The sequence below is a fragment of the Zestomonas carbonaria genome (genome assembly GCF_904061905.1).
GTDB lineage: Bacteria > Pseudomonadota > Gammaproteobacteria > Pseudomonadales > Pseudomonadaceae > Aquipseudomonas > Aquipseudomonas carbonaria.
The window spans coordinates 1-22,789 of sequence record NZ_CAJFCI010000050.1; the positions used below are offsets into that span (position 1 = coordinate 1).

Consider the following 22,789-nt stretch of genomic DNA (forward strand, 5'->3'; position numbering starts at 1 on the left):
CTGTTCAGCGCTGCGTTCGGCTCATGAGCTGAAGGTCGGCTCCGGATACTCCCCTCTCCCTTCGGAGCGGGGCGCGTAGCCAGGGGCCGGGGGTGAGGGGCGAAACCACAGGCAACCTGTCCCTCTCTCAAGGCTTCGGGTGGGCCGGGCAGCACTCCACCACATGAGGCCCTACCAAGTATCGACGAACGCCCTCTTCCGCCCATCTCTCGCCGGTTTCGGCGCCGCATTGAGCCCACGCAACAACCAGGCGCGGGTTTCCTGCGGGTCGATCACCGCGTCGATCTCCAGGAAGCTGGCCATGTTGATCGCCTTGCCGCTCTCATAGGCCTTGGCCACCAGTTTGTCGAACAGCGCCTGGCGCGCCTCGGGCGTTTCCTGGGCCGCCAGTTCCTTGGCGAAACCTAGGCGCACCGCGCCTTCCAGGCCCATGGCGCCGAATTCGGCGCTCGGCCAGGCGATGGTGAACAGCGGCGAGTGGAAGCTGCCGGCGGCCATCGCCTGGGCGCCGAGGCCGTAGCCCTTGCGCAGCACCACGGTGAAGAACGGCACGGACAGGCTGGCGGCGGTGACGAACATCCGCGAGACATGGCGCACCGTGGCCTGCTTCTCGGACTCCGGGCCGACCATGAAGCCGGGGGTGTCGCACAGCGAGACGATCGGCAGGTCGAAGGCGTCGCACAGTTGCATGAAGCGCGCGGCCTTGTCCCCCGCCACCGCGTCGATGGCGCCGCCGAGGTGCGCGGGGTTGTTGGCGATCAGGCCGAACGGCTTGCCCTCGATGCGCACCAGCGCGGTGACCAGCCCCGGCGCGAACTGGCGGCGCAGCTCCAGCACGCTGCCCTGGTCGGCGAGCAGCTCGATCACCTGGCGGATGTCGTAGACACGCAGGCGGTTCTCCGGGATGACATGGCGCAGCTCGCGCTGGTCGGCGCATTGCCAATCGTCGAGGTCGCCCTGGAAATACGACAGGTACTGCTTGGCGACGCGCACCGCCTCGGCCTCGTCCTCGACCAGCACGTCGATCACTCCGTTCGGCCCCTGCACGCCGGCCGGCCCGACCTCCTCCGGCTTGAAGCTGCCCAGGCCGCCGCCCTCGATCATCGCCGGACCGGCCATGCCGATGCTGGCGTCCTTCGCCGCGATGATCACGTCGCAGCAGCCGAGCAGCGCGGCATTGCCGGCGAAGCAGCGCCCGGAGACCACGCCGACCAGCGGCACCAGGCCCGACAGCCTCGCCATGCCGACGAAGGTGTGGCAGTCCAGCCCGGCGACGCCGACGAAATCCGTATCGCCCGGCCGCCCGCCGCCACCCTCGGCGAACAGTACCAGCGGCACGCGCCACTGCGCGGCGAGGTCGAGCATGCGGTCGGTCTTCTTGTGGTTCATCACCCCCTGGGTGCCGGCGAACACCGTGTAGTCGTAGGCGATGGCCATGCAGCGCGCCGCCTCGGCGCCGAACCGTTCGGCGTTGACGGTGCCGAGGCCGGCCACCAGCCCATCGGCCGGGCTCTGCTCGATCAGTTCCTGCAAGGAGTTGCGTCGCCGTCGCGCGGCCAGGGCCAGGGCGCCGTATTCGATGAAGCTGCCTTCGTCGAGCAGGTCCGCCAGGTTCTCCCGCGTGGTGCGCTGGCCGGTCTTGCGCCGCCGCGCCACCGCCTGCGGACGGCGCTCGTCGCCGAGCAGCGCGTGGCGCTCCAGCACTTCGCCGAGGTCCGCGCGGATATGCGCCAGGTCGCGGCTTTCCTCGTCCCGCGCGGCGGCCCCGACCACCTCCGCCGGCTCGATGAACAGCAACGCCTGGCCTTCGTTCAACGCCTGGCCCGGCTGCGCGGCGAGCAGGCGGACGACGCCGCTGGCGCTGGCCTTGACCTCGAACTCCATCTTCATCGCCTCCAGCACGGCGACGGTCTGGCCGAGCGCCACGGCGTCGCCCTCGCCGACCTCCAGGGCGACCAGCACGCCGGTGCTCGGCGTGGCCAGCGGCAGACAGCCGGGCGGCGTGTCGATGGCCGCCTGGGCGATGCCGGATGCCGCGCCGGCCTGGGCGAAGTACAGGTGCGGATGAGACTGCTCCTGGGCGGCCAGCAACGCGGGCAGATGGCGCTCGACGAAGCGGGTATCGACCCGGTTGTCGGCCACCTCTGGCAGGCGCAGCAGGTTCTGCAACAGGTGCAGGTTGCTCGCCACGCCTTCCAGGCGGAACTCGCACAGTGCCCGGTAGGCTCGGCGCAAGGCACTCGGGTAGTCGTTCGCGGAGGCGATCAGCTTGGCCAGCAGCGAGTCGTAGCTGGGGCTGACCGGATAGCCGGCGTAGCCGTAGCCGTCGACGCGCAGGCCGGGGCCGGACGGCGGCTCGTAGGCGCCCAGGGTGCCGGCGGCCGGGCGGGTGCTGCCGTCGGCATTCATGCTTTCCAGGTTGATGCGCAGTTGCACGGCGTAGCCCTGCGGCGCCGGCGGGTTGTCCAGGCCCAGCTCGGACAGGGTCGCGCCGGCGGCGAGCCGCAACTGGGTGTGCAGCAGGTCGACGCCGGTGACCTGCTCGGTGACCGTGTGCTCGACCTGGATGCGCGGGTTGGCCTCCATGAAGTAGAAGCGCTCCCCGTCGAGCAGGAATTCGAAGGTGCCCAGGCCCTGGTAGCGCACCTCGCCGGCCAGGCGCAGGGCGGCATCGATCAAGGCCGCGCGGGTGGCTTCCGGCAGGCCGGGGCTGGGGGCGATCTCCACCAGCTTCTGGTGGCGGCGTTGCAGGCTGCAATCGCGCTCCCACAGATGGCTGACCGCGCCGCTGCCGTCGCCGAGCACCTGGATCTCGATATGCCGCGCCTGGCCGACCAGTTGTTCCACGTAGAGCGCGCCGTTGCCGAACGCCGCCAGGGCCTCCGACTGGCAGCGCGCGTAGGCCTCGTCCAGATCGGCCGCCTGCTGTACCACGCGCATGCCGCGCCCGCCCCCGCCGGCCAGCGCCTTGAGCATCATGGCGCCATGTTCGGCGAGGAACGCACGCGCCTCGTCGAGGCTCACCGCGCGGTTGATCCCGGCCACCAGCGGCACCCCGCAGCGCTCGGCCAGTTCGCGGGCGCGGGCCTTGTCGCCGAACAGCTCCAGCACTTCCGGCGCCGGGCCGATGAAGCGCAGGCCGGCCTCCGCGCAGCGGCGGGCGAACCCGGCGTTCTCGGCGAGGAAGCCATAGCCGGGGTGGATGGCGTCGCAACCTTCCTCGCGGGCGATGGCGATCAGTCGCTCCATGTCCAGGTAGGCCGGCACGCCGCGCCTCTCGAGCGGCACCGCCCGGTCGGCCTTGCGCACGTGCAGCGAGGCGGCGTCGTCTTCGGCGTGGATGGCGACGCTGCGTATCTCCAGCTCGGCGCAGGCACGGGCGATGCGGATGGCGATCTCGCCTCGGTTGGCGATCAGGACGGCATTGAAGGGCGCGCTCACAGCAGGGACTCCGTTCGTTCTTGTCTGGCGAGCAGCTTAGACAGGCACGGCGGCCAGGCAGAACTGATGCTTATTCATCATCATCCATGAATCCCATGCATGGTTATCCGCAAGGCTCGTGCTGCTAGGCTGCTGGCATCGCCTGGAATCGCGGAATAACCATGAATAAAACACATGAATGGCCGGCACTCCATCGCCTCGACCTCAACCTGTTCCGGGTGTTCGAGGTGATCTACCGCGAGCGCAACCTGACCCGCGCCGCCGCCGCGCTGCACCTCAGCCAGTCGGCGGTCAGCCACGCCCTGGGGCGCCTGCGCGGACAGCTCGGCGATCCGCTGTTCGTCCGCGACGGCCGTGGCGTGGCGCCGACGCCGCTGGCCGAGCAACTGGCGCCGGGCATCCTCGACGCGCTGGACAGCCTGCAACGCAGCGTCGGCCGCCTCCAGGCGTTCGACCCGCAGCGCGACCGGCGCGCCTTCGTGCTGAACATGCCGGAGCAGATGGAACCGGTGGTGCTGCCGGCGATCCTGGCGCAACTGCGCCGTATCGCGCCTCGGCTGGAGGTGCGCAGCAGCAGCGTGCACTGGGCGGAGCTGAAGCTGGAGCTGATCGCCGGGCGGGTCGACCTGGCCATCGAGATCGCCCGCCCCACCGACGCGGAGCTGCGCCAGCAACTGCTGCTGCGCGACCCGCTGTGCGTGGTCGCCGGCCCCGGCTTCAGCGGCGAGCTGACGGTGGAACGCTACCTGGCCGCCGAGCACGTGGCGGTCACGTCGCGGCGGCGCGGCATCTGCGTGGAAGACCTGGCCCTGGGTCACCTCGGCCTGGTGCGACAGGTCCGCCAGCATTGCCAGCACTACCTGACGGCGGCGCAACTGGTGGCGCAGAGCGGGATGCTGCTGACCATGCCCCGGCGCTACGCGCGGTTGCTCAACGCCGGGCTGGGCAACCGCCTGCTGGAGATGCCGCTGGAACTGCCGCCGGTGACCCTCAACCTGTACTGGTCGCGCCAGGCCGAGCACGAGCCGGGCAATCGCTGGCTGCGGGGACAGTTGCTGGAGCTGGGGCGGGGCGAAGGGGGGCTGGTCGTGCCGTCGTAGGGGGCGGCGCAGTCTCCTGGCGCCTCATCGTGCCTTGGCCAGTACCCGGCACAGTTGCTCCAGCGCCCCGAGCATCTGGAAGCTGGGCCGCTCCAGGCCCTTGTCCGGCACTTCCCAGACCTGCCCCCGGCGCACCGCGTACAACTGCGGCCAGGCCTTCCAGATGTCCAGCTCGGCGCGGGTACCGCCGAGGATCACCTGCGGGTCGCGCGCCAGCACCGCTTCGACGCCGATCTGCGGGGCCGGCTGGCGGAGTTCGGCGAAGGCGTTGCGCGCGCCGCAGACTTCCAGCGCGTCGCTGATGATCTGCCCGCCGCCGATGGTGTACAGCGGCTTGTGCCAGACCTGGTAGAGCACCGTCACCGGCTGTTCGCGGCGGTAGCGCTGGCGCAGTTCGCCGAGCCCCTGGCGGAAGCGCGCGGCGAGTTGGCGGCCCTGCTCGGGGCGGCCGATGCGCTGGCCGATCTGCTCGAACGCCTCGCCCAGTTGCGCCAGGCTGCGCGGCGCCACGGCCTGTACGTTGAACCCCAGGCGACGAAGCTGCTCCTGCTGCGCCGGCGGCACGCTGCCCGGGGCGAGCAGTACCAGGTCGGGCTCGAGGCCGAGCAGGGTTTCCATCTCCAGTTGCCCGTAGCGTCCCACCGACGGCACGTGAGCCAGCGCCGCCGGGCGCTCGCCGCCATCCAGCAGGCCGACCAGCAGGTCGCCGGCGTCCAGTTCGAGCATGATTTCGCTGAGCGACGGCGCCAGGCTGACCACCCGCTCGGCCGCCGCCAGCGGCCAGGCCAGAAGCAGCAGAAGGCAGGCGAGCAGGCGACGCATCACCCGAGCTGGCGGGGAATGCGGTAGAGGACCAGCAGCACCAGGCTGGACAGCACGAGGAGCGACTGCGGGACGGCTTCCAGGCCGGCGAACACCGCCAGCGCGGCGATCCAGGCCGGCAGCGCGGCGCCGAACAGGGCCTTGCGGCGCTGCGCTTCGAGCTGCTGCCAGGCGGCTTGCTCGCCGTCCGTGTCGAGGGCCCGCTCGGTGGCGATCAGCGCCAGCTTGTAGCGGCGGAACAGCAGCAGGCTGGGGAACATCGCCAGCAGCCCGGCGATGAACAGCGGCATGCTCAGCGCGCCATGCCTGGCGCCGGAGAACAGCAGGTCGACCAGCAGCAGCGGCGCCAGGGCCAGCGCCAGGTGCAACCACCAGCCGCGCGCCAGGCGGCGGCGCCAGGAGTCACGACTCACGCGCTTTCCTCTTCCTCGCCCTGGTGCTGGTTGCCGAGCAGGTGACCGAGCTTGCCGGCCTTGGTGGCCAGGTACTTGCGGTTGTGCGGGTTGTGGGCGATCTGCAACGGCACCCGCTGGCTGACCTGGATGCCGACGTCGCCCAGGCCCTTGACCTTGCGCGGGTTGTTGGTCATCAGCTTGAGCGACTGGATACCCAGGTGCTTGAGCATCGGCAGGCAGATCGCGTAGTCGCGCTGGTCGGCGCCGAAGCCCAGGCGCTCGTTGGCTTCCACGGTGTCGGCGCCGCCGTCCTGCAGTTCGTAGGCGCGGATCTTGTTCAGCAGGCCGATGCCACGGCCTTCCTGGCGCAGGTAGAGCAGCACGCCACGGCCTTCGGCGGCGATCGCGCGCAATGCCGCTTCGAGCTGGAAGCCGCAATCGCAGCGCAGGCTGAACAGCGCATCGCCGGTCAGGCACTCGGAATGCAGGCGGCCAAGGACCGGCGCGCCATCGGCGACATCGCCGAGGGTCAGCGCCACGTGTTCACGCCCGGTGGCCTCCTCGCGGAAGCCATGCATGGTGAACACGGCGAACGGAGTAGGCAGTTGGGAGGCGGCGACAAAGACAACGGACACCGGAAGCTCCTGTCTCGCAATCACAAAGGGCCGGCATTGTAGCAGCAGGCCGCGCCCGGCGGTCAGGCGGAATAGTTGTCGATAAAGATCGAATCGCTCGATGCTCATAACCGCCGACGACCGGCGGTTCTGGAACGAACGTCCGACGATCCCGGCCAGAACGCTACGGTTGTCAGGAGAACGAACAAATTTTGAGAACTGCATCACACTTTATGGGATGAGTCTCCAACGGGAATCACCCCATGCGAGCCAAGTCCCCCGGCTTCACCCTGATCGAGCTGCTGATCGCCATCGCCGTCATCGGCATCCTCGCCGCCATCTCCCTGCCGGCCTACCACGGCTACGTCGACAAGGGCCGGATCAAGACCGTCCAGGCAGACCTGGTGGCCCTCAGCCTGAACCTGGAGAACGCCTACCAGCGCACCCTCGCCTACCCGAACGGCACGCTGGCGGACACCGCCGCCACCAAGGCCGCATTCCCCGGCTGGCAACCGGCGGAAAGCAGCTTCTCCTACCGGGTCGAGGCGACGGCCAGCACCTATGCCCTGATCGCCACCGGCAGCGGCGGCCGCCTCGACGGCTGCACCCTCACCCTGACCCACGACAACACCCGCAGCATCGCCAACTGCGGCACGTACAGCGGGAACTGGCTATGAAACGCCATGCCGGTTTCAGCCTGGTGGAACTGATGATCGTCGTCACCCTGCTCGGCGTGCTGCTGATGGTCGCCGCACCCTTCACCGCCGCCTGGAGCGACAGCGCTCAGGTGCGCGACGCCGAGGGCCTGCTCAACCAGGGGATCGGCCGCGCCAAGGCGGCCGCCCTGCGCAACCGCCACGGGATGATCGACGACCAGCCCTCGGCCCTGCTGTGCCTGGACGGGGACAAGATGCTGAGCCTGCACGAGGCCGCCGGCACCGGCAGCCCGGCCAGTTGCGACGCGCCCCGGCAATGGAGCGCGCAACTGCCACAGCGGGTCGCCGTACAGAGCGGCGGCAGCGATTTCGCTTGCCTGGGTTTCGACGCCAGGGCAATGCCGATCGACCTCGGCGGTTGCGCCGACAACCAGACCTTGGCCCTGTCGGCGGGGAGTGAGCATGTCTCGGTCACGTTCCACTAGCCGGCGCCAGCGCGGCGACGCCCTGCTCGAAGCGCTGATCGGCATCCTGCTGATGTCCATCGTCGGCCTCGGCCTGGTCTACACCACCTCGCGGGTGGCGGTCAGCCAGAAGGACATGAACCTGCAAAACCTCGCCGTCAGCCAGCTTCGCGACCTGTTGCAGCGCAACGGCAGCGGCAGCCTCGACCTGTGCGCCAGCGCGCCGAACCTGCTGTTGCCCAACCAGATGGTCCTGCCGGTGACGGTCGCCGGCTGCGGCAGCACCCTGTCCGCCTCGGTGACCAGGACCGGCGAGGCCTCGCCCCGGCAACTCACCGGCCTGAGCGGCCCGCTGACCCTGAGCGTCAGCGACCCGGCGCTGGGCGGCGAAATACGCGTCGGAGGTGGCCTGTGAGCAGGCATCCGCGAGCCGGCAACGGGCGCCCCGGGACCTGCGCCGGGATCGCCCGCCAGCGTGGCGTCAACCTGATCAGCCTGATGGTCGGCACGCTGCTGTCGGTCATCGGCATCCTCGCCATGCTCACCCTGTACCGCAACCTGGTGCAGACCGCCGTGGTCGCCACCCAGGACGCCAACCAGGACGGCCAGCTCGCCGCCGGCCTGCTCACCGCGCAGCTCGAATTGCAGAATGCCGGCTTCGGCATCGACCCCGGCGGCGCGCAGAACCTGCTGAAAACCGATGTCAGCCTGGGCGGCCAGAGCCATCCCGCGCTGCTCTGGCGCTACCGGGACGCGACCGGCTACCAGTGCCGGGGCCTGGTCGACCGCGCCGACCAGGATGCCGTCACCGGTAAGGCGCTGCGCCGGCTGTCGCTGCTCGAAGCCAGCGGCTGCGGCGCCGGCCTCGGCGGGTTGAGCTGGTCGGTGCGCCACGAGCTGGCCAGGTTGCAGGTACCGGACGACCAGCAGGCCGCACCACAGCCGCTGGTCGACTTCACCGTCGCGGCGGTCGATTGCGCGCCATTCGGTTTCGGCGCCAAGGCCCGTCACCCGCAGGTCACCCTCACCGCGCAGAGCAGCGCGCAACTGGCCGGAGCCAGCGGTATCGCCCCGCTCAGCTACAGCCTCTGCCTGTCCAACATCGCGGAGTAACCGGCCATGCGCGCCCATCCCGTACGCATCCATGCTTTCCGCCGCCAGCGCGGCATGGCCACCATCATGATCGTCCTGCTCGCCGGCATGGCGCTGACCGTCACCTCCCTCGGCGTGATGCACGCGGTGCGCGGCAGCCAGGAGAAACAGGTGGCGGTGCATGCCAGCACCCATGCCCAGGCCGGCGCCTGGGCCGGCGTGGAGATCTTCCGCCAGTACCTCGAACAGCTCGACGACAGCGCCCTGCTCACCCTGGCGGCGGGCGATTCCCTCGCCATGCGCATCGGCGAGCGCGCGCTGCACGCCGGCATCGTCGACAACCTGCCGCCGGACGCCGCCAGCGGGGCGCAGCATTACCGGGTCACCGCCAACATCCGCAACCAGGACGAAGCCGCACGCGCCACCACGACCATCCAGGCGATATTCGACGTGCTGCCCGGCGGCGCCAACCAGCCCAGCTCGCGCGAGCCGTGGAGCGACGTGATCAACATCCGTGGCGACCTGGACATGCGCGGCAACATCGACGTGAAAGGCGACGACGGGGCCAAGCTCAACGTCGCCGGCAACGTCGACATGAGCGGCGGCACGGTCACCGGCATCAAGACCCTGCGCGCCACCGGCGACATCAACATCGGCAGCGCCATCGCCGTCGAGGAACTGTTCGCCAACGGCAACATCATGCTCGGCGGCTCGGCCGCGGCGCTCAAGGCTTCGGCGCTGGGCAACGTCATCATCAGCAGCGGCGCCGACCAGGGGCTGATCAACGCCAACGGCGACATCACCATCACCAACGGCAGCGTCGCCACCGCCAACGCCCTCGGTGCGATCAGCGCCAGCAGCGGCGGCAGCCACGGCACCCTGACCGCCGGCGAGACGCTGAGCATCGGCAACGGCACCACCGCCGAGGCCAACGCGGTCGGCAACATCACCGTCAGCGGCTTCCCGACCATCCGGGCGATCAACAGCCAGGCCGACGTGTTCTGCGTCGGTCCCGCCTGGAGCAACTTCGACAGCATCCGCGCCGGCGGCGGCGTATTCAATTGCCCGGACGCAGCGGACAGGATAAGCGCGCAGGCCACCGTCGACATCCTCCTGATCGACACGCTGCTGCCCTTCACCCAGCCCAAGCCGAACGTCGACGCCTACGAACTGCGGGATGCGGCCAACTACGTGTTCGAGTTCCGCGAAGGCCGGATCCAGGTCGGCGTGCGCAACGTCAACGGCATCGCCGACGGCACCTACCGGATCGGCAAGATCAGCCAGGGCTTCATCGACCTCTGGGGCTACCTCTGCGTGGCGGTGGACGACAACGGCTACTGCCGCGACGAGTGCGCCACGCTGATCGACGGCAACTGCACCGGCACGGGCGTGGACAACCTGCGCAAGTTCACCCAGGGCACCTCGGATGGCGCGCAGAGCATCGTCTACAGCGAGGACCGGTGGACGCTGAGCGGACTACCCGGCGACGAGGACCCGGCAGTGGTCGCCCCCGGTGCCCTGTGGTTCGAGGGCGACGTCGAGCTGGCCAGCGGCCGGTTCCTCAACAGCATCCTGGCCACCGGCGACATCGTCACCAGCGGCGACCACCGCACCTGGGCGGTCAACTACGCCGGCTACGCCCAGGTCTGCGCCAACGCCTATTACGGCGAGCTGTACCCGGGCAACTTCTGCGACCCGGCCCGGCAGAACCTCAAGGCCAACGCGCTGGGCAACATCGCGCTGCTCGCCGGCGGCTACTCCGGCAGCACCTTCTCCGGCGGCGACATCGACCTCGGCGCCTCCACGAGGATCTATGGCAGCGTGATCGCCGGCGACCTGCTGCAGACCGGCGGCGACACCATGGTCAACGGCCACGTCACCGCCGCCGGCCTGGGTGGCTCCAGCAGCAACTGGGCCGGCAACACCATCATCGACCTGCGCGACCTGCCCCCCGGCTTCGACCCCGGTCTGATTCCCGAAATGACCGCCGGCGGCCAACCCTGCGTGACCGACTGCGAACCCACCGGCACCAACCAGACCAGCCAGGCGACATTGTTGTGGAGTCGTTATCTATAGCGGGGTGGGCCAAGTGGGGTTCCGCTTCAGCCCACCACATAAGGCCCCTGTCAGGTGCGGCGATTTGTGGGAGAAGGAAAGTCCGCCCCTCCCCCCAACCCTCTCCCAGCGGGAGAGGGGGCTGTTCAGCGCTGAGTTCGGCTCATGGGCTGAAGGTCCGCTCCGTACACTCCCCCTCCCTTGGCAGCGGAGTTGCCGATGTTCCCGGATTACATCCGGGCTACCTTGTCTCCCCTCTCCCTCCGGGAGAGGGGCCGGGGGTGAGGGAGCGTGGCTGGGGAGGTAGCACTAGGTCATGAGCCGGCTGCGCACAAGCCCCAAGCTGGCCTCTCATCGGTGCGCGCAGCACACCCTACAAAGGCAGCGGAGTTGCCGATGTCCCCGGACTACATCCAGGCTACATCGCTTGTCTCCCCTCTCCCTCCGGAGCGGGGCGCGTAGCCAGGGGTCGGGGGTGAGGTTGGAGAGGCGGCATCAGGTCATGAGCAGGCCAGGCGCACAAGCTCCGAGTTGGCATCTCACCGGTGCGCGCGGCGCACCCTACAAAGGCAACGTTGCCGGTGCCCCCGGATTGCATCCGGGAGACGCTCTTTCGCGGCCATGGGCCGCTCCTACAAAAATTTCCAGCGCTGTTATCGGCCGTTAATGCTTGGATTCCAGCACCAGCACGCCCTGCTCCTCGCGCCAGCCGACCCGGCCGAGGAAACTCATGCCCAGCAACACTTCGGTCGGCGAGTCGCCTTCCAGCACCACCGACTCCACGCCGAGCAGTTCCAGGGTGCCGACCTTGACCCGGTCAGCCTTGACCTTCCAGGCCTTGGCCGTGCCGCTGGCGGTGCTCACCACCATCGGTTGGCCCTGAACCCGGAAGTCCAGGCCCAGGCGTCGCGCCTGGGCCTCGTTCATCGCCACCGAGGTGGCGCCGGTGTCGACCATGAACTGCACCGGATGGCCGTTGATCGAGCCCGCCACCCAGTAGTGACCGCCCACGCCCTTGGCGATGCTCAACTGCTGGCGCGTCGGCGCGCTGTAGCCACCCTCGGAATACTCGCGGCTGAGCCCGTAGCTGCGCTCCACGCCATCGACCCGCAGCACCGCGCCACGGCTGTCGGCACTGACCACCTCGACGCCGCCGGGACCGGTCTGGCCGACCTTCACCAGCTTGCGCTCACCGTTGATATTGAGCACCGCCGCGCCGGGGAACAGTCCGACCACCTGCACGCGGGTTTCCGCAGCAAGGGAAGCGCAGACCAGCAGCAGGCCGGCGCAAAGCAGCTCAAGGCGTGGACGCATGGGAACCCTCTTGGAATGGATAGGGGTAGTGCCAGCGCTCGAAAAGCGGCCGCAGCTCACCGGTCTTCACCAACTCGGCCATGCGCTGGTCGAACAACCTGGCCAGCACCCGCCCACGGGGCGTATCGGCGAAACCCAGGTAGAGCGGCAGGCTGGTTACGCAGGTGACCCGGTAGGCGGAGCGATCCTCGGCGGCCGCCAGCACATCCTCGATCTCCGGGCGAGCGTCGATGAACAGGTCGGCATGCTTGAGCGCCAGCATCGACAGGATACCGTCGCGCCGCAGGATTTCCTGGTAGTGCGTCAAGTTCGGAAGATAGCGCTCGAATCTGTAGCCACGCATCCAGGCCAGGCGGAACCTGGACAGGTTGTCCAGGCTCACCGTCGGTTGTTCAGCCAGGCCGAGTGCACAGATCAGGTCGGCATCGTAGTTCCAGCGCGGATAGACCACGCCGATGCTCACCTCGTCGACATAGGAGCCGACCCAGGCATCCATTTCGGCGCGCTGGACCAGGCCGATAGAACGGGTATAGGGCGCGCTGTTGTGCTGCAAGCGTACCCCGGCCGGCCCGTACACCGCGCGCAGCACGTCCCAGCCCAGGCCGCTGCCGTCGGGCTCGGTGTAACGCGCCCAGACTTCGCTGACCACGCGAATATCCGCCGGCGGCGGCTCTTCCGCCTGGACCAGCGACGGGACGAGCAGGCACAGCACGATTCCCAGCCAACCGCCACGCATACGAACTTCCCTCGAGAATGGCCGTCGTCAGATGACGGCCTGCACACTCCAACCCCATACCAGCAGTTGCATGACCAGCCAGGCGAACACCCCGGCGAGAATGTCGTCGAGCATGATGCCTACGCCTCCATGCACATGCCGGTCTATCCAGCGTATCGGCCAAGGCTTGAGAATATCGAGAATCCGGAACACCAAAAAGCCCACCAGCAGCCAGCCCCAGCCCTCGGGGACCAGCCAGAGGGTGATCCACATGCCGACCATCTCGTCCCAGACGATCCCCTCGTGGTCGTGCACGCGCAGGTCGTCGGCCACCTTGCCGCACAGCCAGACGCCGAACAGCATGGTCAGGCCGAGCATCAGCCAGTAGCCCCAGTCCGGCAGCAGTTGCCACAGCGGGATGAACGGCAGGGCCACCAGCGAGCCCCAGGTGCCCGGCGCCTTGGGCAGGGTGCCGGCGCCGAAGCCGAAGGCGATAAAGTGCCAGGGATTGCGCCACACCGAAGGCGGCACGGGCTGGGCGGGGGCTTGGTCGGGATGTTCTGGCACGCGACGGTCCTAGAAGTGTTGATAACCCGCCGAGGGCGGACGCAGTTCGCCGCCACCGGCGTCCAGCAAGTGCACGCCCTCTCCCGCCTCGACGCGGCCGATCACCGTCACCTCTGGCCAGGCGGCCCGCAGTTCGGCGAGCAGGGCCGGCGGCAGGCTGAAGGCCAGGCGATAGTCGTCGCCGCCGGACAAGGCATGCTGCAGCGCCGCCTCGCGGCCGTGCAGGTCGAGCAGCGCCGCCGACAGCGGCAGGCGTTCGCGGTCGATGTGCACGGCGACCTTGGAGGCGCGGGAGATATGTCCGCAATCGGCGAGCAGGCCGTCGGAGATGTCCAGCGCCGCGCTGGCCCGGCCGCGCAGCCATTCGCCGAGGGCCAGTTGCGGCTGCGGCGACCAGTAGCGGGCGAGCAGGTAATCGGCTGCCTGGGCTGGAGCTTGAGCCGTGCCGAGCACCAGGGGCAGCGCACCGGCGCCATCGCCGAGCGAACCGCCGACGCAGAGCAGGTCGCCCGGGCGCGCGCCGGCGCGGGTCAGCGCCTGGCCGGCGGGGACCCGGCCGAACACGGTGAGGGTCAGGCAGAGCGGCCCGCGGGTGGTGTCTCCACCGGCCAGCGCCAGGCCACAGCCCCGCGCCATGCGGTCGAGCCCACGGGCGAAGCCTTCCAGCCAGGCCTCGTCGGCCGCCGGCAGGGTCAGCGCCAGGGTGAAGGCCAGCGGCGTGGCGCCCATCGCCGCCAGGTCGCTGGCGGACACCGCGAGAGCGCGCTGGCCGAGCAGGAAGGGATCGCAGGATTCGGGAAAGTGCACCCCGGCGACCAGGGTGTCGGTGGATATCGCCAGTTGCTCGCCGGCGGCCGGTTGCAGCAGCGCGCAATCGTCGCCGACGCCGAGCGCCACGCCAGCCGCCGCCTGCGCACAGGGCGCGGCGGCGAAGAAACGGCGGATCAGCTCGAACTCACCCATGCGCGACTCCCCTCCCCCGTTCACGGAAGAGGGGACGGAGGAAAGAGAGAAGAAGCGCGCGACCACCGTGGCCCGGATGCAACCCGGGACGACCGGCAACACCGCCCCCGGATTGCATCCGGGCCACGGAAAAGCGAGCGAAGCCGGCCACCGCCGTCAGCGCTTGGCCGCTTTCACTTCGGCGGCGCGCAGCGTGGGCGCCAGCTTGTCCAGCACGCCGTTGACGAACTTGTGCCCGTCGGTGGCGCCGAACACCTTGGCCAGCTCGATGCCCTCGTTGATCACCACGCGATAAGGCACGTCGACGCGCTTGAGCAGTTCCCAGGTGGACAGGCGCAGGATCGCCATTTCCACCGGGTCGAGCTCTTCCAGCGGACGGTCGAGCAGCGGCTCGAACTGTCCGTCGATCTCGCTCTTGTTGGTCGCCACCCCGTGGAGGATCTCGCGGAAGTAGGCGCCGTCGACCTTGGAGAAGTCGTTGTCGACGCGGAACTGCGCTTCGATCTCGTTCAGCGACTGGCCGGCCATCTGCCACTGGTACAGCGCCTGCATGGCCAGGCTGCGCGCCTGGCGGCGCGCGGCGAGCTTGCCGGTCGGGGCGTTGGGGCGCTTCTCCGCGGGCGGGTTGAAGCGGTCGCTATCGTCGTTGCTCACTTGGCCTCCAACTGCGCCAGCAGGCTGACCATCTCGAGAGCGGACAGCGCGGCCTCGGCGCCCTTGTTGCCGGCCTTGGTGCCGGAGCGCTCGATGGCCTGCTCGATGGAGTCGACGGTCAGCACGCCGAAGGCGACCGGTACGCCGAACTCCAGGGAAACCTGGGCCAGGCCCTTGGTGCATTCGCCGGCGACGTACTCGAAGTGCGGAGTGCCGCCACGGATCACCGCGCCGAGGGCGACGATGGCGTCGAACTCGCCGCGCTGGGCGACTTTCTGGGCTACCAGGGGAATCTCGAAGGCGCCCGGCGCGCGGATCACGGTGATTTCGCTTTCGCTCACGCCATGGCGCACCAGCGCGTCGACCGCGCCGCTGACCAGGCTCTCGACCACGAAGCTGTTGAAACGGCCGACCACCAGGGCATAGCGGCCTTTGGGGGCGATGAAAGTACCTTCGATGGTCTTCAGGGTCATGAAACGTTCTCGTCTGTAAAGAGCAGTTCGGGAAGGATAGACAGGGCGCCGGGCCGGCGCCCCTTGGACTGCGCGGTGCGCGGCCGTTATTCAGAGGGCAGGTATTCTACAACCTCCAGGTCGAAACCGGATATCGCGTTGAACTTCATCGGCGAGCTCATCAGGCGCATCTTGCGCACGCCGAGATCGCGGAGAATCTGCGAGCCGGCGCCCACCGTGCTGTAGGTCGCCGGGCTCGGCGTCTGCTGGCGGCCCAGGTGGGCGAGCAGCTCGGGGCCGGTGAGCGGGTTGCCGAGCAGCAGCACCACGCCGCTGCCGGCCTCGGCGACCTTGCTCATGGCCGCGCGCAGGCTCCAGCGTCCCGGCTGCTTGACCATGAACAGGTCACGCAGCGGGTCCATGTTGTGCACCCGCACCAGGGTCGGCTCCTCGGGGCAGATGTTGCCGAGGGTCAGCGCCATGTGCGCGGTGTTCTCCACCGAGTCGCGGTAGGTCACCAGGGTGAACTGGCCGACTTCGCTGTCCAGCGGCTGCTCGGAGATGCGCTCGACGGTGTGTTCGTGGATCAGCCGGTAGTGGATCAGGTCGGCGATGGTGCCGATCTTGATCCCGTGTTCGGCGGCGAAGGCTTCCAGCTCGGGGCGCCGGGCCATGGTGCCGTCGTCGTTCATGATCTCGCAGATCACTCCGCTGGGGTCGAAACCGCCCATGCGCGCCAGGTCGCAGGCCGCCTCGGTGTGGCCGGCGCGGGCCAGCACGCCGCCGGGCTGGGCCATCAGCGGGAAGATGTGGCCGGGGCTGACGATGTCCTCGGCCTTGGCGCTTTTCGAAGCGGCGGCCTGCACGGTGCGCGCCCGGTCGGCGGCGGAGATGCCGGTGGTGACGCCCTCGGCCGCCTCGATGGAGACGGTGAACTTGGTGCCGAAGCCAGAGCCGTTGCGCGGCGCCATCAGCGGCAGCTTGAGGGTTTCGCAGCGCTCGCGGGTCATCGGCATGCAGATCAGGCCGCGCGCGTACTTGGCCATGAAGTTGATGTGCTCGGCGCGCACGCACTCGGCGGCCATGATCAGGTCGCCTTCGTTCTCGCGGTCTTCGTCATCCATGAGGATGACCATCTTGCCCTGGCGGATGTCTTCGATCAGTTCTTCGATGCTGTTGAGTGCCATCGTGGCGGTTCCTTCAATTCTTCAGGTAGCCGTGCTCGGCCAGGAAACTTTCGCTGATGCCGCCGGACTGCGGCTCGGCCGCCTTGTCGCCGAGCAGCAGCCGCTCGAGATAGCGGGCCAGCAGGTCGACCTCGAGGTTGACCAGGCGCCCGGGGCGGTAGTCGACCATGATGGTCTCGGCCAGGGTGTGCGGGACGATGGTCAGCTCGAACTCGGCGCCATTCACCGCGTTGACCGTCAGGCTGGTGCCGTCGACGGTGATCGAGCCCTTCAGCGCGATGTACTTCGCCAGCTCGCGCGGCGCGCGGATGCGGAATTGCACGGCGCGGGCGTTGTCCTCGCGGGAGACGATCTCGCCGACGCCGTCGACGTGGCCGCTGACCAGGTGGCCGCCGAGGCGGCTGGTGGGGGTCAGGGCCTTCTCCAGGTTGACGCGGCTGCCGGGCTTGAGGTCGATGAAGGCGGTGCGCGCCAGGGTCTCGCGACTGACGTCGGCCCAGAAGCCGTCGCCGGGCAGTTCCACGGCGGTGAGGCACACGCCGTTGACGGCGATGCTGTCGCCAAGCTTGACGTCGGAAAGGTCGAGCTTGCCGGTGGCGACCTGCACGCGGACGTCGCCGCCTTTCGGGGTGAGCGCGCGGATGGTGCCGATGGCTTCGATTATGCCGGTGAACATGGGACCTCCCATGCGGAAATCGAGATGGTACGGAACGACATGGAAAACTCCTGTTTTTGAACAAAACAGGGCATCGGATCGAAAGGGATCGGACACGGACGCGCGGCCCGTGGGACTCTCCCGTTCTCTCTTTATCCGGACTGTGACCGTCGGCCCCGGAATCACACCGGGTCTGCTGACCCTTCCCGTGGCCGGAAAGGCGCTCGCGGGCTAGGTGCGTCGCGCACCATTACCGCCGGTGGGGAATTTCGCCCCGCCCTGAGAACGTAGTCGTCATTTGAGCGACAGGGCGCTTTTTACCACAAAAGCGCCGGAGATGGGACGTAGGACGGACTTCGGCCGATAGGATACGTAGCCCATGCCGCTTGTCTCCCCTCTCCCCGGGAGAGGGGCCGGGGGTGAGGGGCGAAACCATCAGGCAACCTGGGCCCCTCACAAGGCCTCGCCCCGTAGGCTGGGCCGGGTGGCGCTTCGCTTCAGCCCACCACATAACGCCCCTGCCAGGTGCAACGATTTGTGGAGGAAGAAAGTCCGGCCCTCACCCCAACCCTCTCCCAGGGGGAGAGGGAGCTGTTCAGCGCTGCGTTCGGCTCATGAGCTGAAGGTCGGCTCCGTATCCCCCCTCTCCCTTGGCAGCGGAGTTGCCGGTGCTCCCAGATTGCATCCGGGCTACACCGCTTGTCTCCCCTCTCCCTCCGGAGCGGGGCGCGTAGCCAGGGGCCGGGGGTGAGGGAGCGTGGTCTGGGCAAACGTACTCCAGTCGCCGGCTTCAGCCTGCCAAAACCATGGGCAGGCGCACGCTCTCATCGGTGCGCGCGGCGCACCCTACGAAGGCGGCAGCGTTGCCGGCAACTCCTACGAAGCGGCCTTGGGCACCGCGATGATCCGCCAGTCCTCGCCCACCGCGCGGATGTCGCGGATTTCCAGGTCCTGCGCCTCGACCATCCGAGCCAGCGGCAGGTCGAGCAACGGCCGTGCGCTGGAGCCGAGGAACTTGGGCGCGACGAACAACTGGTATTCGTCGACCAGCCCCAGGCGGGCGAAGGCGCCGGCCAGGCGCGGGCCGGCCTCGACCAGCACTTCGTTGGCGCCGCGCGCGGCCAGTTCGGCGAGCAGCTTGCGCAGGTCGACATGCCCGCTGCTGCCAGGCACCGCCAGCAGTTCGTGGCCCTCGGCCAGGAAGCGGTCGCGCGCGGAGGCGGCCGCGCAGGTCGCCACCAGTGCCGCGCCGGTCTGGAAGAACGGTGCGTCGAGGGGCACGCGCAGGCGCCCATCGACCAGCACGCGCAGCGGCGGGCGGGTCATCGCCAGGGCGGTCAGCTCGGCGCTCAGGCCCAGTTCGTCGGGGCGCACGGTGAGCCGCGCGCCATCGGCCAGGACGGTATCGGCGCCGCTCAGCACCACGCTGGAGCGCGCGCGCAGGCGCTGCACCTCGGCGCGCGCCGCCGGGCCGGTGATCCACTGGCTTTCGCCGCTGGCCATCGCCGTGCGGCCGTCCAGGCTCATCGCCAGCTTGACCCGCACGAACGGCAGGCCACGCTCCATACGCTTGATGAAGCCGACGTTCAACGCCCGCGCCTCGTCCTCCAGCACGCCGCTGTGCACCGCGATGCCGGCTTCGGCGAGCAGCAGCAGGCCGCGTCCGGCGACCTGCGGGTTGGGGTCCTGCATGGCCGCGACCACCCGGCCGAGCCCGGCGGCGACCAGCGCCTCGGCGCACGGCGGGGTGCGGCCGTGGTGGCTGCACGGTTCCAGGGTGACGTAGGCAGTGGCGCCACGCGCCTTCTCGCCGGCCTGGCGCAGCGCGTGCACTTCGGCGTGCGGCTCGCCGGCGCGGGCGTGCCAGCCTTCGCCGACGACCTGGCCGTCACGTACGATCACGCAGCCGACGCGCGGGTTGGGATGGGCGGAATACAGGCCCTTGCGCGCCAGTTCGAGGGCGCGGGCCATGTAGCGGACGTCGAGGAGGTCTTGGGCTGTATCGGTCATTCTTTGGCCGGTTCGCGGGCGAGGCGGTCGATCTCCTCGCGGAACTCGTTGAGGTCCTGGAAGCGCCGGTAGACCGAGGCGAAGCGGATGTAGGCGACTTCGTCGAGCTTCTGCAGCTCGGCCATCACCAGTTCGCCGAGCACCCGCGACTTGATCTCGCGCTCGCCGGTGGCGCGCAACTGGTGCTTGATATGGCCGATCGCCGCGTCCAGCCGCTCCAGGCTCACCGGGCGCTTCTCCAGCGCGCGCTGCATGCCGGCGCGCAGCTTGTCCTCGTCGAACGGCTGGCGGCTGCCGTCCTGCTTGATCAGCCGGGGCATGACCAGTTCGGCGGTCTCGAAGGTGGTGAAGCGTTCGCCACAGGCCAGGCATTCGCGGCGGCGGCGGACCTGTTCGCCCTCGGCGACCAGGCGCGAGTCGATCACCTTGGTGTCATTGGCGGCGCAGAAGGGACAGTGCATAGGAAGGACGGGCGAGGTGCGGAATGAAGCGGCCATGGTAGCGCATCGCGGCGGCAAGACAAATTGCGCGCGTACGCATTGGCACGGAGCCCGCAAGTGGCGCCCTTGAGCGTAGGAGCCAGCTTGCCGGCGATCTCGTCGATCGCCGGCAAGTCCCCCCTGGCTCCTACAGGGCCCCGCCTAGTTGAACGGTGTAGGAATCGGCGTCTGCGGGGTGGACGGCGGCAGGATCGGCACGCTGAAGGACGGCTGGTCGCCGGTCAGGGTCTTCAGGAAGGCGGTGACCTTGCCGATGTCCTCCTTGCTCAGTTGCCGGCCGAGCTGCAGGCGCGCCATCACATCCACGGCATCGTCCAGGTCCCAGTAGGCGCCGTCGTGGAAGTACGGATAGGTCAGCTCGACGTTACGCAGCGTCGGCACCTTGAACATGAAGCGGTCGACGTCCTTGCCGGTCAGGCCGGCGACGCCTTCGGCCGGGTTGTCGGTCTTGTAGGGTTCGACCAGGCCCATCTTCTGGAACGAGTTGCCGCCCAGCGCCGCGCCGTTGTGGCAGGCCACGCAGCCGATCGACTTGAACAACTGGTAACCCTCCAGCTCGGCCTGGGTGATGGCCTTCTCGTCACCCTTCAGCCACCGGTCGAAGCGCGAGTTTGGGGTGACCAGGGTCTTCTCGAACTCGGCGATGGCGTCGGTCACCGCGTCCAGGGTGATCTGGTCGATCTTGTAGACTTGCTTGAACGACTCGCGGTACTGCGGGATCGAGCGCAGCACGTCGATCGCCAGGACGTGGTTGGAGGCCATTTCCTTCTGGTTGGCGATGGGGCCGGCGGCCTGCTCCTTGAGGTCCGCGGCGCGGCCGTCCCAGAACTGCGCCAGGTTCATGCTCGAGTTGAGCACGGTCGGCGCGTTGATCGGGCCCTTCTGCCAGTTGTGGCCGATGGAGGTCGGCAGATTGTCGCTGCCGCCCATGCTCAGGTTGTGGCAGGAGTTGCAGGAGATGAAGCCGGACTTGGACAGCCGCGGGTCGAAGAACAACTGCTTGCCCAGCTCGACCTTGGCCGGATCGGCGACCTCGGCCGGGGGGATCGGCTGGACCGGCTCATTGGCGTCGGGCGCTGCCGCCCAGGCATTCAAGCCCAGACAGAGCCCCGCCGTTAACAGGGATAACGTGCGCATGCTGACCACTCCTCATCGTGTTTCTGTTTTGGTCAGTCTGTTCCCGCGCCGACCGGGGTTTCTTGACCCAGATCAAGCAGCAGGCCGCGAGCTGGCGAACCGCTGTCCCCGTCCATCTGGACAGGTCTTTCCGGGCTTCCTTAAAGTCCGTGATTCAACCCACAGCAGGAGCATCGTCATGAGCCTGGAATCGGTTCGCGCCTTCTTCGCGGAAAAGGCGCCCGATATCGACATCATCGAGCTGGACACCAGCACCGCCACCGTAGCCCTCGCCGCCGAGGCCCACGGCGTCGAGCCGGGTCGGATCGCCAAGACCCTGTCCCTGCGCGTCGGCGAACGCACCGTGCTGGTGGTGGCGCGCGGCGATGCGCGGCTGGACAACCGCAAGCTCAAGGAAGCCTTCGGCGGCCGCGCCAAGATGCTCGACGCCGACAGCGTCCAGGCCCTCACCGGCCACCCGGTCGGCGGCGTCTGCCCCTTCGGCCTGGCCACCCCGCTGCCGGTCTACTGCGACGTCTCCCTGCGCGCCTTCGACGAGGTCCTCCCCGCCGCCGGCGCCCTGCACAGCGCCGTGCGCATCTGCCCGGAACGGCTGGCCACGCTGGTCGAGGCGGATTGGGTGGATGTGTGCCAGGAGCTGATCCCCGCGTAGGACCGTAGGAGCGCGCCATGCGCGCGATTCGCGGCCATGGGCCGCTCCTACGGGAGAGTCGGAGGTATGGCCTTCCACCAACCACTCGCAGTAAGGTCGGCACATAACTGCTCAAGGAAGGTGCCATGGCCAGCAAACCCAATGCCCCGCGCCAGCAGAAACACCTCGCGGTGCTGATCGACGCCGACAACGCCCCCGCCGCCATCGTCGAGGGGCTGTTCGAGGAAATCGCCAAGTACGGCATCGCCAGCGTCAAGCGCATCTACGGCGACTGGACCCAGCCCAACCTGGGCGGCTGGAAGAAGGTGCTGCTCGACCACTCCATCCAGCCGATGCAGCAGTTCGCCTACACCAAGGGCAAGAACGCCACCGACAGCTCCTTGATCATCGACGCCATGGACCTGCTCTACACCCGGCGTTTCGACGGTTTCTGCCTGGTCTCCAGCGACAGCGACTTCACCCGCCTGGCCGTGCGCCTGCGCGAGGAAGGGCTGACCGTCTACGGCTTCGGCGAACAGAAGACACCCAAGCCGTTCGTCTCCGCCTGCGACAAGTTCATCTACACCGAAATCCTCCGCGCCGACGCCGCCGAGCCGCCGCCAGAACCCACCGCCGCCCCCGCACCCGGCACCAGCACGGAAGCCCGATCCGGCGACAAGCCCGCCGCCCCGGTGAAAGCGCAGAAGGTGCCGGTGGACTTCATCGCCAAGGTCCTCGACGACGTGGCCGACGACGAAGACGACTGGGTCCAGCTCGGCGTCCTCGGCTCCAACATCGGCAAACTCCGCCCGGAGTTCGACCCGCGCCTGTACGGCTTCAAGAAGCTCAGCGAACTGATCAAGGCCCAGCCCAGACGCTTCGAACTGGAAACACGGGAAAGCGGCTCGGGCGGGAAAGACCTCTACGTCCGAAACCGCAAACCCGGCAAGTAACACCGTAGGGTGGAAAACCGCGAAGCGTTTTCCACGCGGAGTGCCTCCCGCCAAAAGCCGGTGGATGTGAAAAGCGACATCCACCCTACAGGGCTGGAAACACGGGAAAGCGGCTCAGGCGGGAAAGACCTCTACGTCCGAAACCGCAACCCCGGCAAGCAACGCCGTAGGGTGGAAAACCGCGAAGCGTTTTCCACGCGGACTGACCATCCGCCAAAAGCCGGTGGATGTGAAAAGCGACATCCACCCTACAGGGCTGGAAACACGGGAAAGCGGCTCGGGCGGGAAAGACCTCTACGTCCGAAACCGCAAACCCGGCAAGCAACGCCGTAGGGTGGAAAACCGCGAAGCGTTTTCCACGCGGACTGACCATCCGCCAAAAGCCGGTGGATGTGAAAAGCGACATCCACCC

General features: G+C 68.6%; 23 protein-coding genes and 1 riboswitch. Of the genes, 8 read left to right on the plus strand and 15 right to left on the minus strand.

Annotation, left to right across the window (positions count from 1 at the left end; all coding sequences use genetic code 11):
- Positions 1-171: 171 nt before the first annotated feature.
- The gene (locus PSEWESI4_RS12575; RefSeq protein ID WP_187671546.1) at positions 172-3,441 is read right to left on the minus strand and encodes a carboxyl transferase domain-containing protein; all 3,270 of its coding nucleotides are present in this window, start codon (positions 3,439-3,441) and stop codon (positions 172-174) included.
- 161 nt (positions 3,442-3,602) lie between these two features.
- Here PSEWESI4_RS12575 and PSEWESI4_RS12580 point away from each other — a divergent pair, with 161 nt between their 5' ends.
- Positions 3,603-4,541 (plus strand): LysR family transcriptional regulator, encoded by a 939-nt coding sequence (locus PSEWESI4_RS12580; RefSeq protein ID WP_187671547.1) that lies wholly within the window; start codon positions 3,603-3,605, stop codon positions 4,539-4,541.
- Positions 4,542-4,565: 24 nt separating this feature from the next.
- On the opposite strand, the gene PSEWESI4_RS12585 is transcribed toward PSEWESI4_RS12580, so the two are convergent.
- Genes PSEWESI4_RS12585 through ribA form a run of 3 tightly spaced genes read right to left on the minus strand, consistent with a single transcriptional unit; the run spans position 4,566 to position 6,393 of the window.
- A complete protein-coding gene (locus PSEWESI4_RS12585; RefSeq protein WP_187671548.1) occupies positions 4,566-5,363 on the minus strand; it encodes a cobalamin-binding protein in 798 nt (265 codons plus the stop codon).
- On the minus strand, positions 5,363-5,776 hold the full coding sequence (locus PSEWESI4_RS12590; RefSeq protein WP_187671549.1) for an MFS transporter: 414 nt from the start codon (positions 5,774-5,776) through the stop codon (positions 5,363-5,365). Before PSEWESI4_RS12590 ends, PSEWESI4_RS12585 begins: the two co-directional genes overlap by 1 nt.
- Positions 5,773-6,393, minus strand: coding sequence for a GTP cyclohydrolase II (gene ribA, locus PSEWESI4_RS12595; protein WP_187671550.1), 621 nt, complete (start codon positions 6,391-6,393; stop codon positions 5,773-5,775). The genes PSEWESI4_RS12590 and ribA overlap by 4 nt, the downstream gene beginning before the upstream one ends.
- Before the next feature lie 242 nt (positions 6,394-6,635).
- On the opposite strand from ribA, the gene PSEWESI4_RS12600 reads away from it, so the two are divergent.
- The 5 genes from PSEWESI4_RS12600 to PSEWESI4_RS12620 are packed head-to-tail and all read left to right on the plus strand — an operon-like array spanning position 6,636 to position 10,660.
- On the plus strand, positions 6,636-7,049 hold the full coding sequence (locus tag PSEWESI4_RS12600; RefSeq protein ID WP_187671551.1) for a type IV pilin protein: 414 nt from the start codon (positions 6,636-6,638) through the stop codon (positions 7,047-7,049).
- Complete coding sequence (locus PSEWESI4_RS12605) at positions 7,046-7,513, plus strand: pilus assembly FimT family protein (RefSeq protein WP_187671552.1); 468 nt, start codon at positions 7,046-7,048, stop codon at positions 7,511-7,513. Before PSEWESI4_RS12600 ends, PSEWESI4_RS12605 begins: the two co-directional genes overlap by 4 nt.
- Entirely contained in the window at positions 7,491-7,907 is a 417-nt protein-coding gene (locus PSEWESI4_RS12610; protein ID WP_187671553.1) for a hypothetical protein, read from the plus strand. The genes PSEWESI4_RS12605 and PSEWESI4_RS12610 overlap by 23 nt, the downstream gene beginning before the upstream one ends.
- Positions 7,904-8,605 (plus strand): PilW family protein, encoded by a 702-nt coding sequence (locus PSEWESI4_RS12615; RefSeq protein WP_187671554.1) that lies wholly within the window; start codon positions 7,904-7,906, stop codon positions 8,603-8,605. Before PSEWESI4_RS12610 ends, PSEWESI4_RS12615 begins: the two co-directional genes overlap by 4 nt.
- A 6-nt stretch (positions 8,606-8,611) precedes the next feature.
- On the plus strand, positions 8,612-10,660 hold the full coding sequence (locus PSEWESI4_RS12620) for a hypothetical protein (protein ID WP_187671555.1): 2,049 nt from the start codon (positions 8,612-8,614) through the stop codon (positions 10,658-10,660).
- Between the two features lie 642 nt (positions 10,661-11,302).
- Here PSEWESI4_RS12620 and PSEWESI4_RS12625 read toward each other — a convergent pair.
- The 11 genes from PSEWESI4_RS12625 to PSEWESI4_RS12675 all read right to left on the minus strand — a co-directional run bounded on the left by PSEWESI4_RS12625 (position 11,303) and on the right by PSEWESI4_RS12675 (position 20,793).
- A complete protein-coding gene (locus tag PSEWESI4_RS12625) occupies positions 11,303-11,953 on the minus strand; it encodes a retropepsin-like aspartic protease family protein (RefSeq protein ID WP_187671556.1) in 651 nt (216 codons plus the stop codon).
- Entirely contained in the window at positions 11,937-12,689 is a 753-nt protein-coding gene (locus tag PSEWESI4_RS12630) for a type 2 periplasmic-binding domain-containing protein (protein ID WP_187671557.1), read from the minus strand. The genes PSEWESI4_RS12625 and PSEWESI4_RS12630 overlap by 17 nt, the downstream gene beginning before the upstream one ends.
- A 27-nt stretch (positions 12,690-12,716) precedes the next feature.
- On the minus strand, positions 12,717-13,235 hold the full coding sequence (locus tag PSEWESI4_RS12635; protein WP_187671558.1) for a phosphatidylglycerophosphatase A family protein: 519 nt from the start codon (positions 13,233-13,235) through the stop codon (positions 12,717-12,719).
- Positions 13,236-13,244: 9 nt separating this feature from the next.
- Positions 13,245-14,198 carry a thiamine-phosphate kinase gene (thiL, locus tag PSEWESI4_RS12640; RefSeq protein ID WP_187671559.1) on the minus strand — a complete coding sequence of 318 codons (954 nt, stop codon included), beginning with the start codon at positions 14,196-14,198 and terminating at the stop codon, positions 13,245-13,247.
- Between the two features lie 156 nt (positions 14,199-14,354).
- Positions 14,355-14,852, minus strand: a complete 498-nt coding sequence (nusB, locus tag PSEWESI4_RS12645; RefSeq protein WP_187671560.1) for a transcription antitermination factor NusB — start codon at positions 14,850-14,852, stop codon at positions 14,355-14,357.
- Positions 14,849-15,325, minus strand: a complete 477-nt coding sequence (gene ribH, locus PSEWESI4_RS12650; protein ID WP_187671561.1) for a 6,7-dimethyl-8-ribityllumazine synthase — start codon at positions 15,323-15,325, stop codon at positions 14,849-14,851. The genes nusB and ribH overlap by 4 nt, the downstream gene beginning before the upstream one ends.
- A gap of 86 nt (positions 15,326-15,411) precedes the next feature.
- Positions 15,412-16,491, minus strand: coding sequence for a bifunctional 3,4-dihydroxy-2-butanone-4-phosphate synthase/GTP cyclohydrolase II (ribBA, locus tag PSEWESI4_RS12655; RefSeq protein ID WP_187671562.1), 1,080 nt, complete (start codon positions 16,489-16,491; stop codon positions 15,412-15,414).
- A gap of 13 nt (positions 16,492-16,504) precedes the next feature.
- Positions 16,505-17,167 (minus strand): riboflavin synthase, encoded by a 663-nt coding sequence (locus tag PSEWESI4_RS12660; RefSeq protein ID WP_187671563.1) that lies wholly within the window; start codon positions 17,165-17,167, stop codon positions 16,505-16,507.
- Positions 17,168-17,285: 118 nt separating this feature from the next.
- Positions 17,286-17,437, minus strand: a riboswitch (FMN riboswitch).
- Positions 17,438-18,022: 585 nt separating this feature from the next.
- Positions 18,023-19,156 (minus strand): bifunctional diaminohydroxyphosphoribosylaminopyrimidine deaminase/5-amino-6-(5-phosphoribosylamino)uracil reductase RibD, encoded by a 1,134-nt coding sequence (gene ribD, locus PSEWESI4_RS12665; RefSeq protein ID WP_187671564.1) that lies wholly within the window; start codon positions 19,154-19,156, stop codon positions 18,023-18,025.
- Positions 19,153-19,617 carry a transcriptional regulator NrdR gene (gene nrdR / locus PSEWESI4_RS12670; RefSeq protein ID WP_187671573.1) on the minus strand — a complete coding sequence of 155 codons (465 nt, stop codon included), beginning with the start codon at positions 19,615-19,617 and terminating at the stop codon, positions 19,153-19,155. Before nrdR ends, ribD begins: the two co-directional genes overlap by 4 nt.
- A gap of 180 nt (positions 19,618-19,797) precedes the next feature.
- On the minus strand, positions 19,798-20,793 hold the full coding sequence (locus PSEWESI4_RS12675) for a cytochrome-c peroxidase (protein WP_187671565.1): 996 nt from the start codon (positions 20,791-20,793) through the stop codon (positions 19,798-19,800).
- 178 nt (positions 20,794-20,971) lie between these two features.
- Here PSEWESI4_RS12675 and PSEWESI4_RS12680 point away from each other — a divergent pair, with 178 nt between their 5' ends.
- Positions 20,972-21,445, plus strand: a complete 474-nt coding sequence (locus PSEWESI4_RS12680) for a YbaK/EbsC family protein (RefSeq protein ID WP_187671566.1) — start codon at positions 20,972-20,974, stop codon at positions 21,443-21,445.
- Between the two features lie 125 nt (positions 21,446-21,570).
- A complete protein-coding gene (locus PSEWESI4_RS12685) occupies positions 21,571-22,377 on the plus strand; it encodes an NYN domain-containing protein (protein WP_187671567.1) in 807 nt (268 codons plus the stop codon).
- The last annotated feature ends 412 nt before the right edge of the window (positions 22,378-22,789 follow it).

Bases quoted from the DNA above. Each gene is read 5' to 3' on its own strand.
- PSEWESI4_RS12675 (WP_187671565.1), bottom strand. From the start codon at position 20,793: ATGCGCACGTTATCCCTGTTAACGGCGGGGCTCTGTCTGGGCTTGAAT.
- ribH (WP_187671561.1), bottom strand. From the start codon at position 15,325: ATGACCCTGAAGACCATCGAAGGTACTTTCATCGCCCCCAAAGGCCGC.
- PSEWESI4_RS12605 (WP_187671552.1), top strand. From the start codon at position 7,046: ATGAAACGCCATGCCGGTTTCAGCCTGGTGGAACTGATGATCGTCGTC.
- PSEWESI4_RS12680 (WP_187671566.1), top strand. From the start codon at position 20,972: ATGAGCCTGGAATCGGTTCGCGCCTTCTTCGCGGAAAAGGCGCCCGAT.
- PSEWESI4_RS12625 (WP_187671556.1), bottom strand. From the start codon at position 11,953: ATGCGTCCACGCCTTGAGCTGCTTTGCGCCGGCCTGCTGCTGGTCTGC.
- PSEWESI4_RS12620 (WP_187671555.1), top strand. From the start codon at position 8,612: ATGCGCGCCCATCCCGTACGCATCCATGCTTTCCGCCGCCAGCGCGGC.
- PSEWESI4_RS12600 (WP_187671551.1), top strand. From the start codon at position 6,636: ATGCGAGCCAAGTCCCCCGGCTTCACCCTGATCGAGCTGCTGATCGCC.
- PSEWESI4_RS12610 (WP_187671553.1), top strand. From the start codon at position 7,491: ATGTCTCGGTCACGTTCCACTAGCCGGCGCCAGCGCGGCGACGCCCTG.
- PSEWESI4_RS12580 (WP_187671547.1), top strand. From the start codon at position 3,603: ATGAATAAAACACATGAATGGCCGGCACTCCATCGCCTCGACCTCAAC.
- PSEWESI4_RS12685 (WP_187671567.1), top strand. From the start codon at position 21,571: ATGGCCAGCAAACCCAATGCCCCGCGCCAGCAGAAACACCTCGCGGTG.
- thiL (WP_187671559.1), bottom strand. From the start codon at position 14,198: ATGGGTGAGTTCGAGCTGATCCGCCGTTTCTTCGCCGCCGCGCCCTGT.
- nrdR (WP_187671573.1), bottom strand. From the start codon at position 19,617: ATGCACTGTCCCTTCTGCGCCGCCAATGACACCAAGGTGATCGACTCG.
- ribBA (WP_187671562.1), bottom strand. From the start codon at position 16,491: ATGGCACTCAACAGCATCGAAGAACTGATCGAAGACATCCGCCAGGGC.
- ribD (WP_187671564.1), bottom strand. From the start codon at position 19,156: ATGACCGATACAGCCCAAGACCTCCTCGACGTCCGCTACATGGCCCGC.
- PSEWESI4_RS12660 (WP_187671563.1), bottom strand. From the start codon at position 17,167: ATGTTCACCGGCATAATCGAAGCCATCGGCACCATCCGCGCGCTCACC.
- PSEWESI4_RS12585 (WP_187671548.1), bottom strand. From the start codon at position 5,363: ATGCGTCGCCTGCTCGCCTGCCTTCTGCTGCTTCTGGCCTGGCCGCTG.
- PSEWESI4_RS12630 (WP_187671557.1), bottom strand. From the start codon at position 12,689: ATGCGTGGCGGTTGGCTGGGAATCGTGCTGTGCCTGCTCGTCCCGTCG.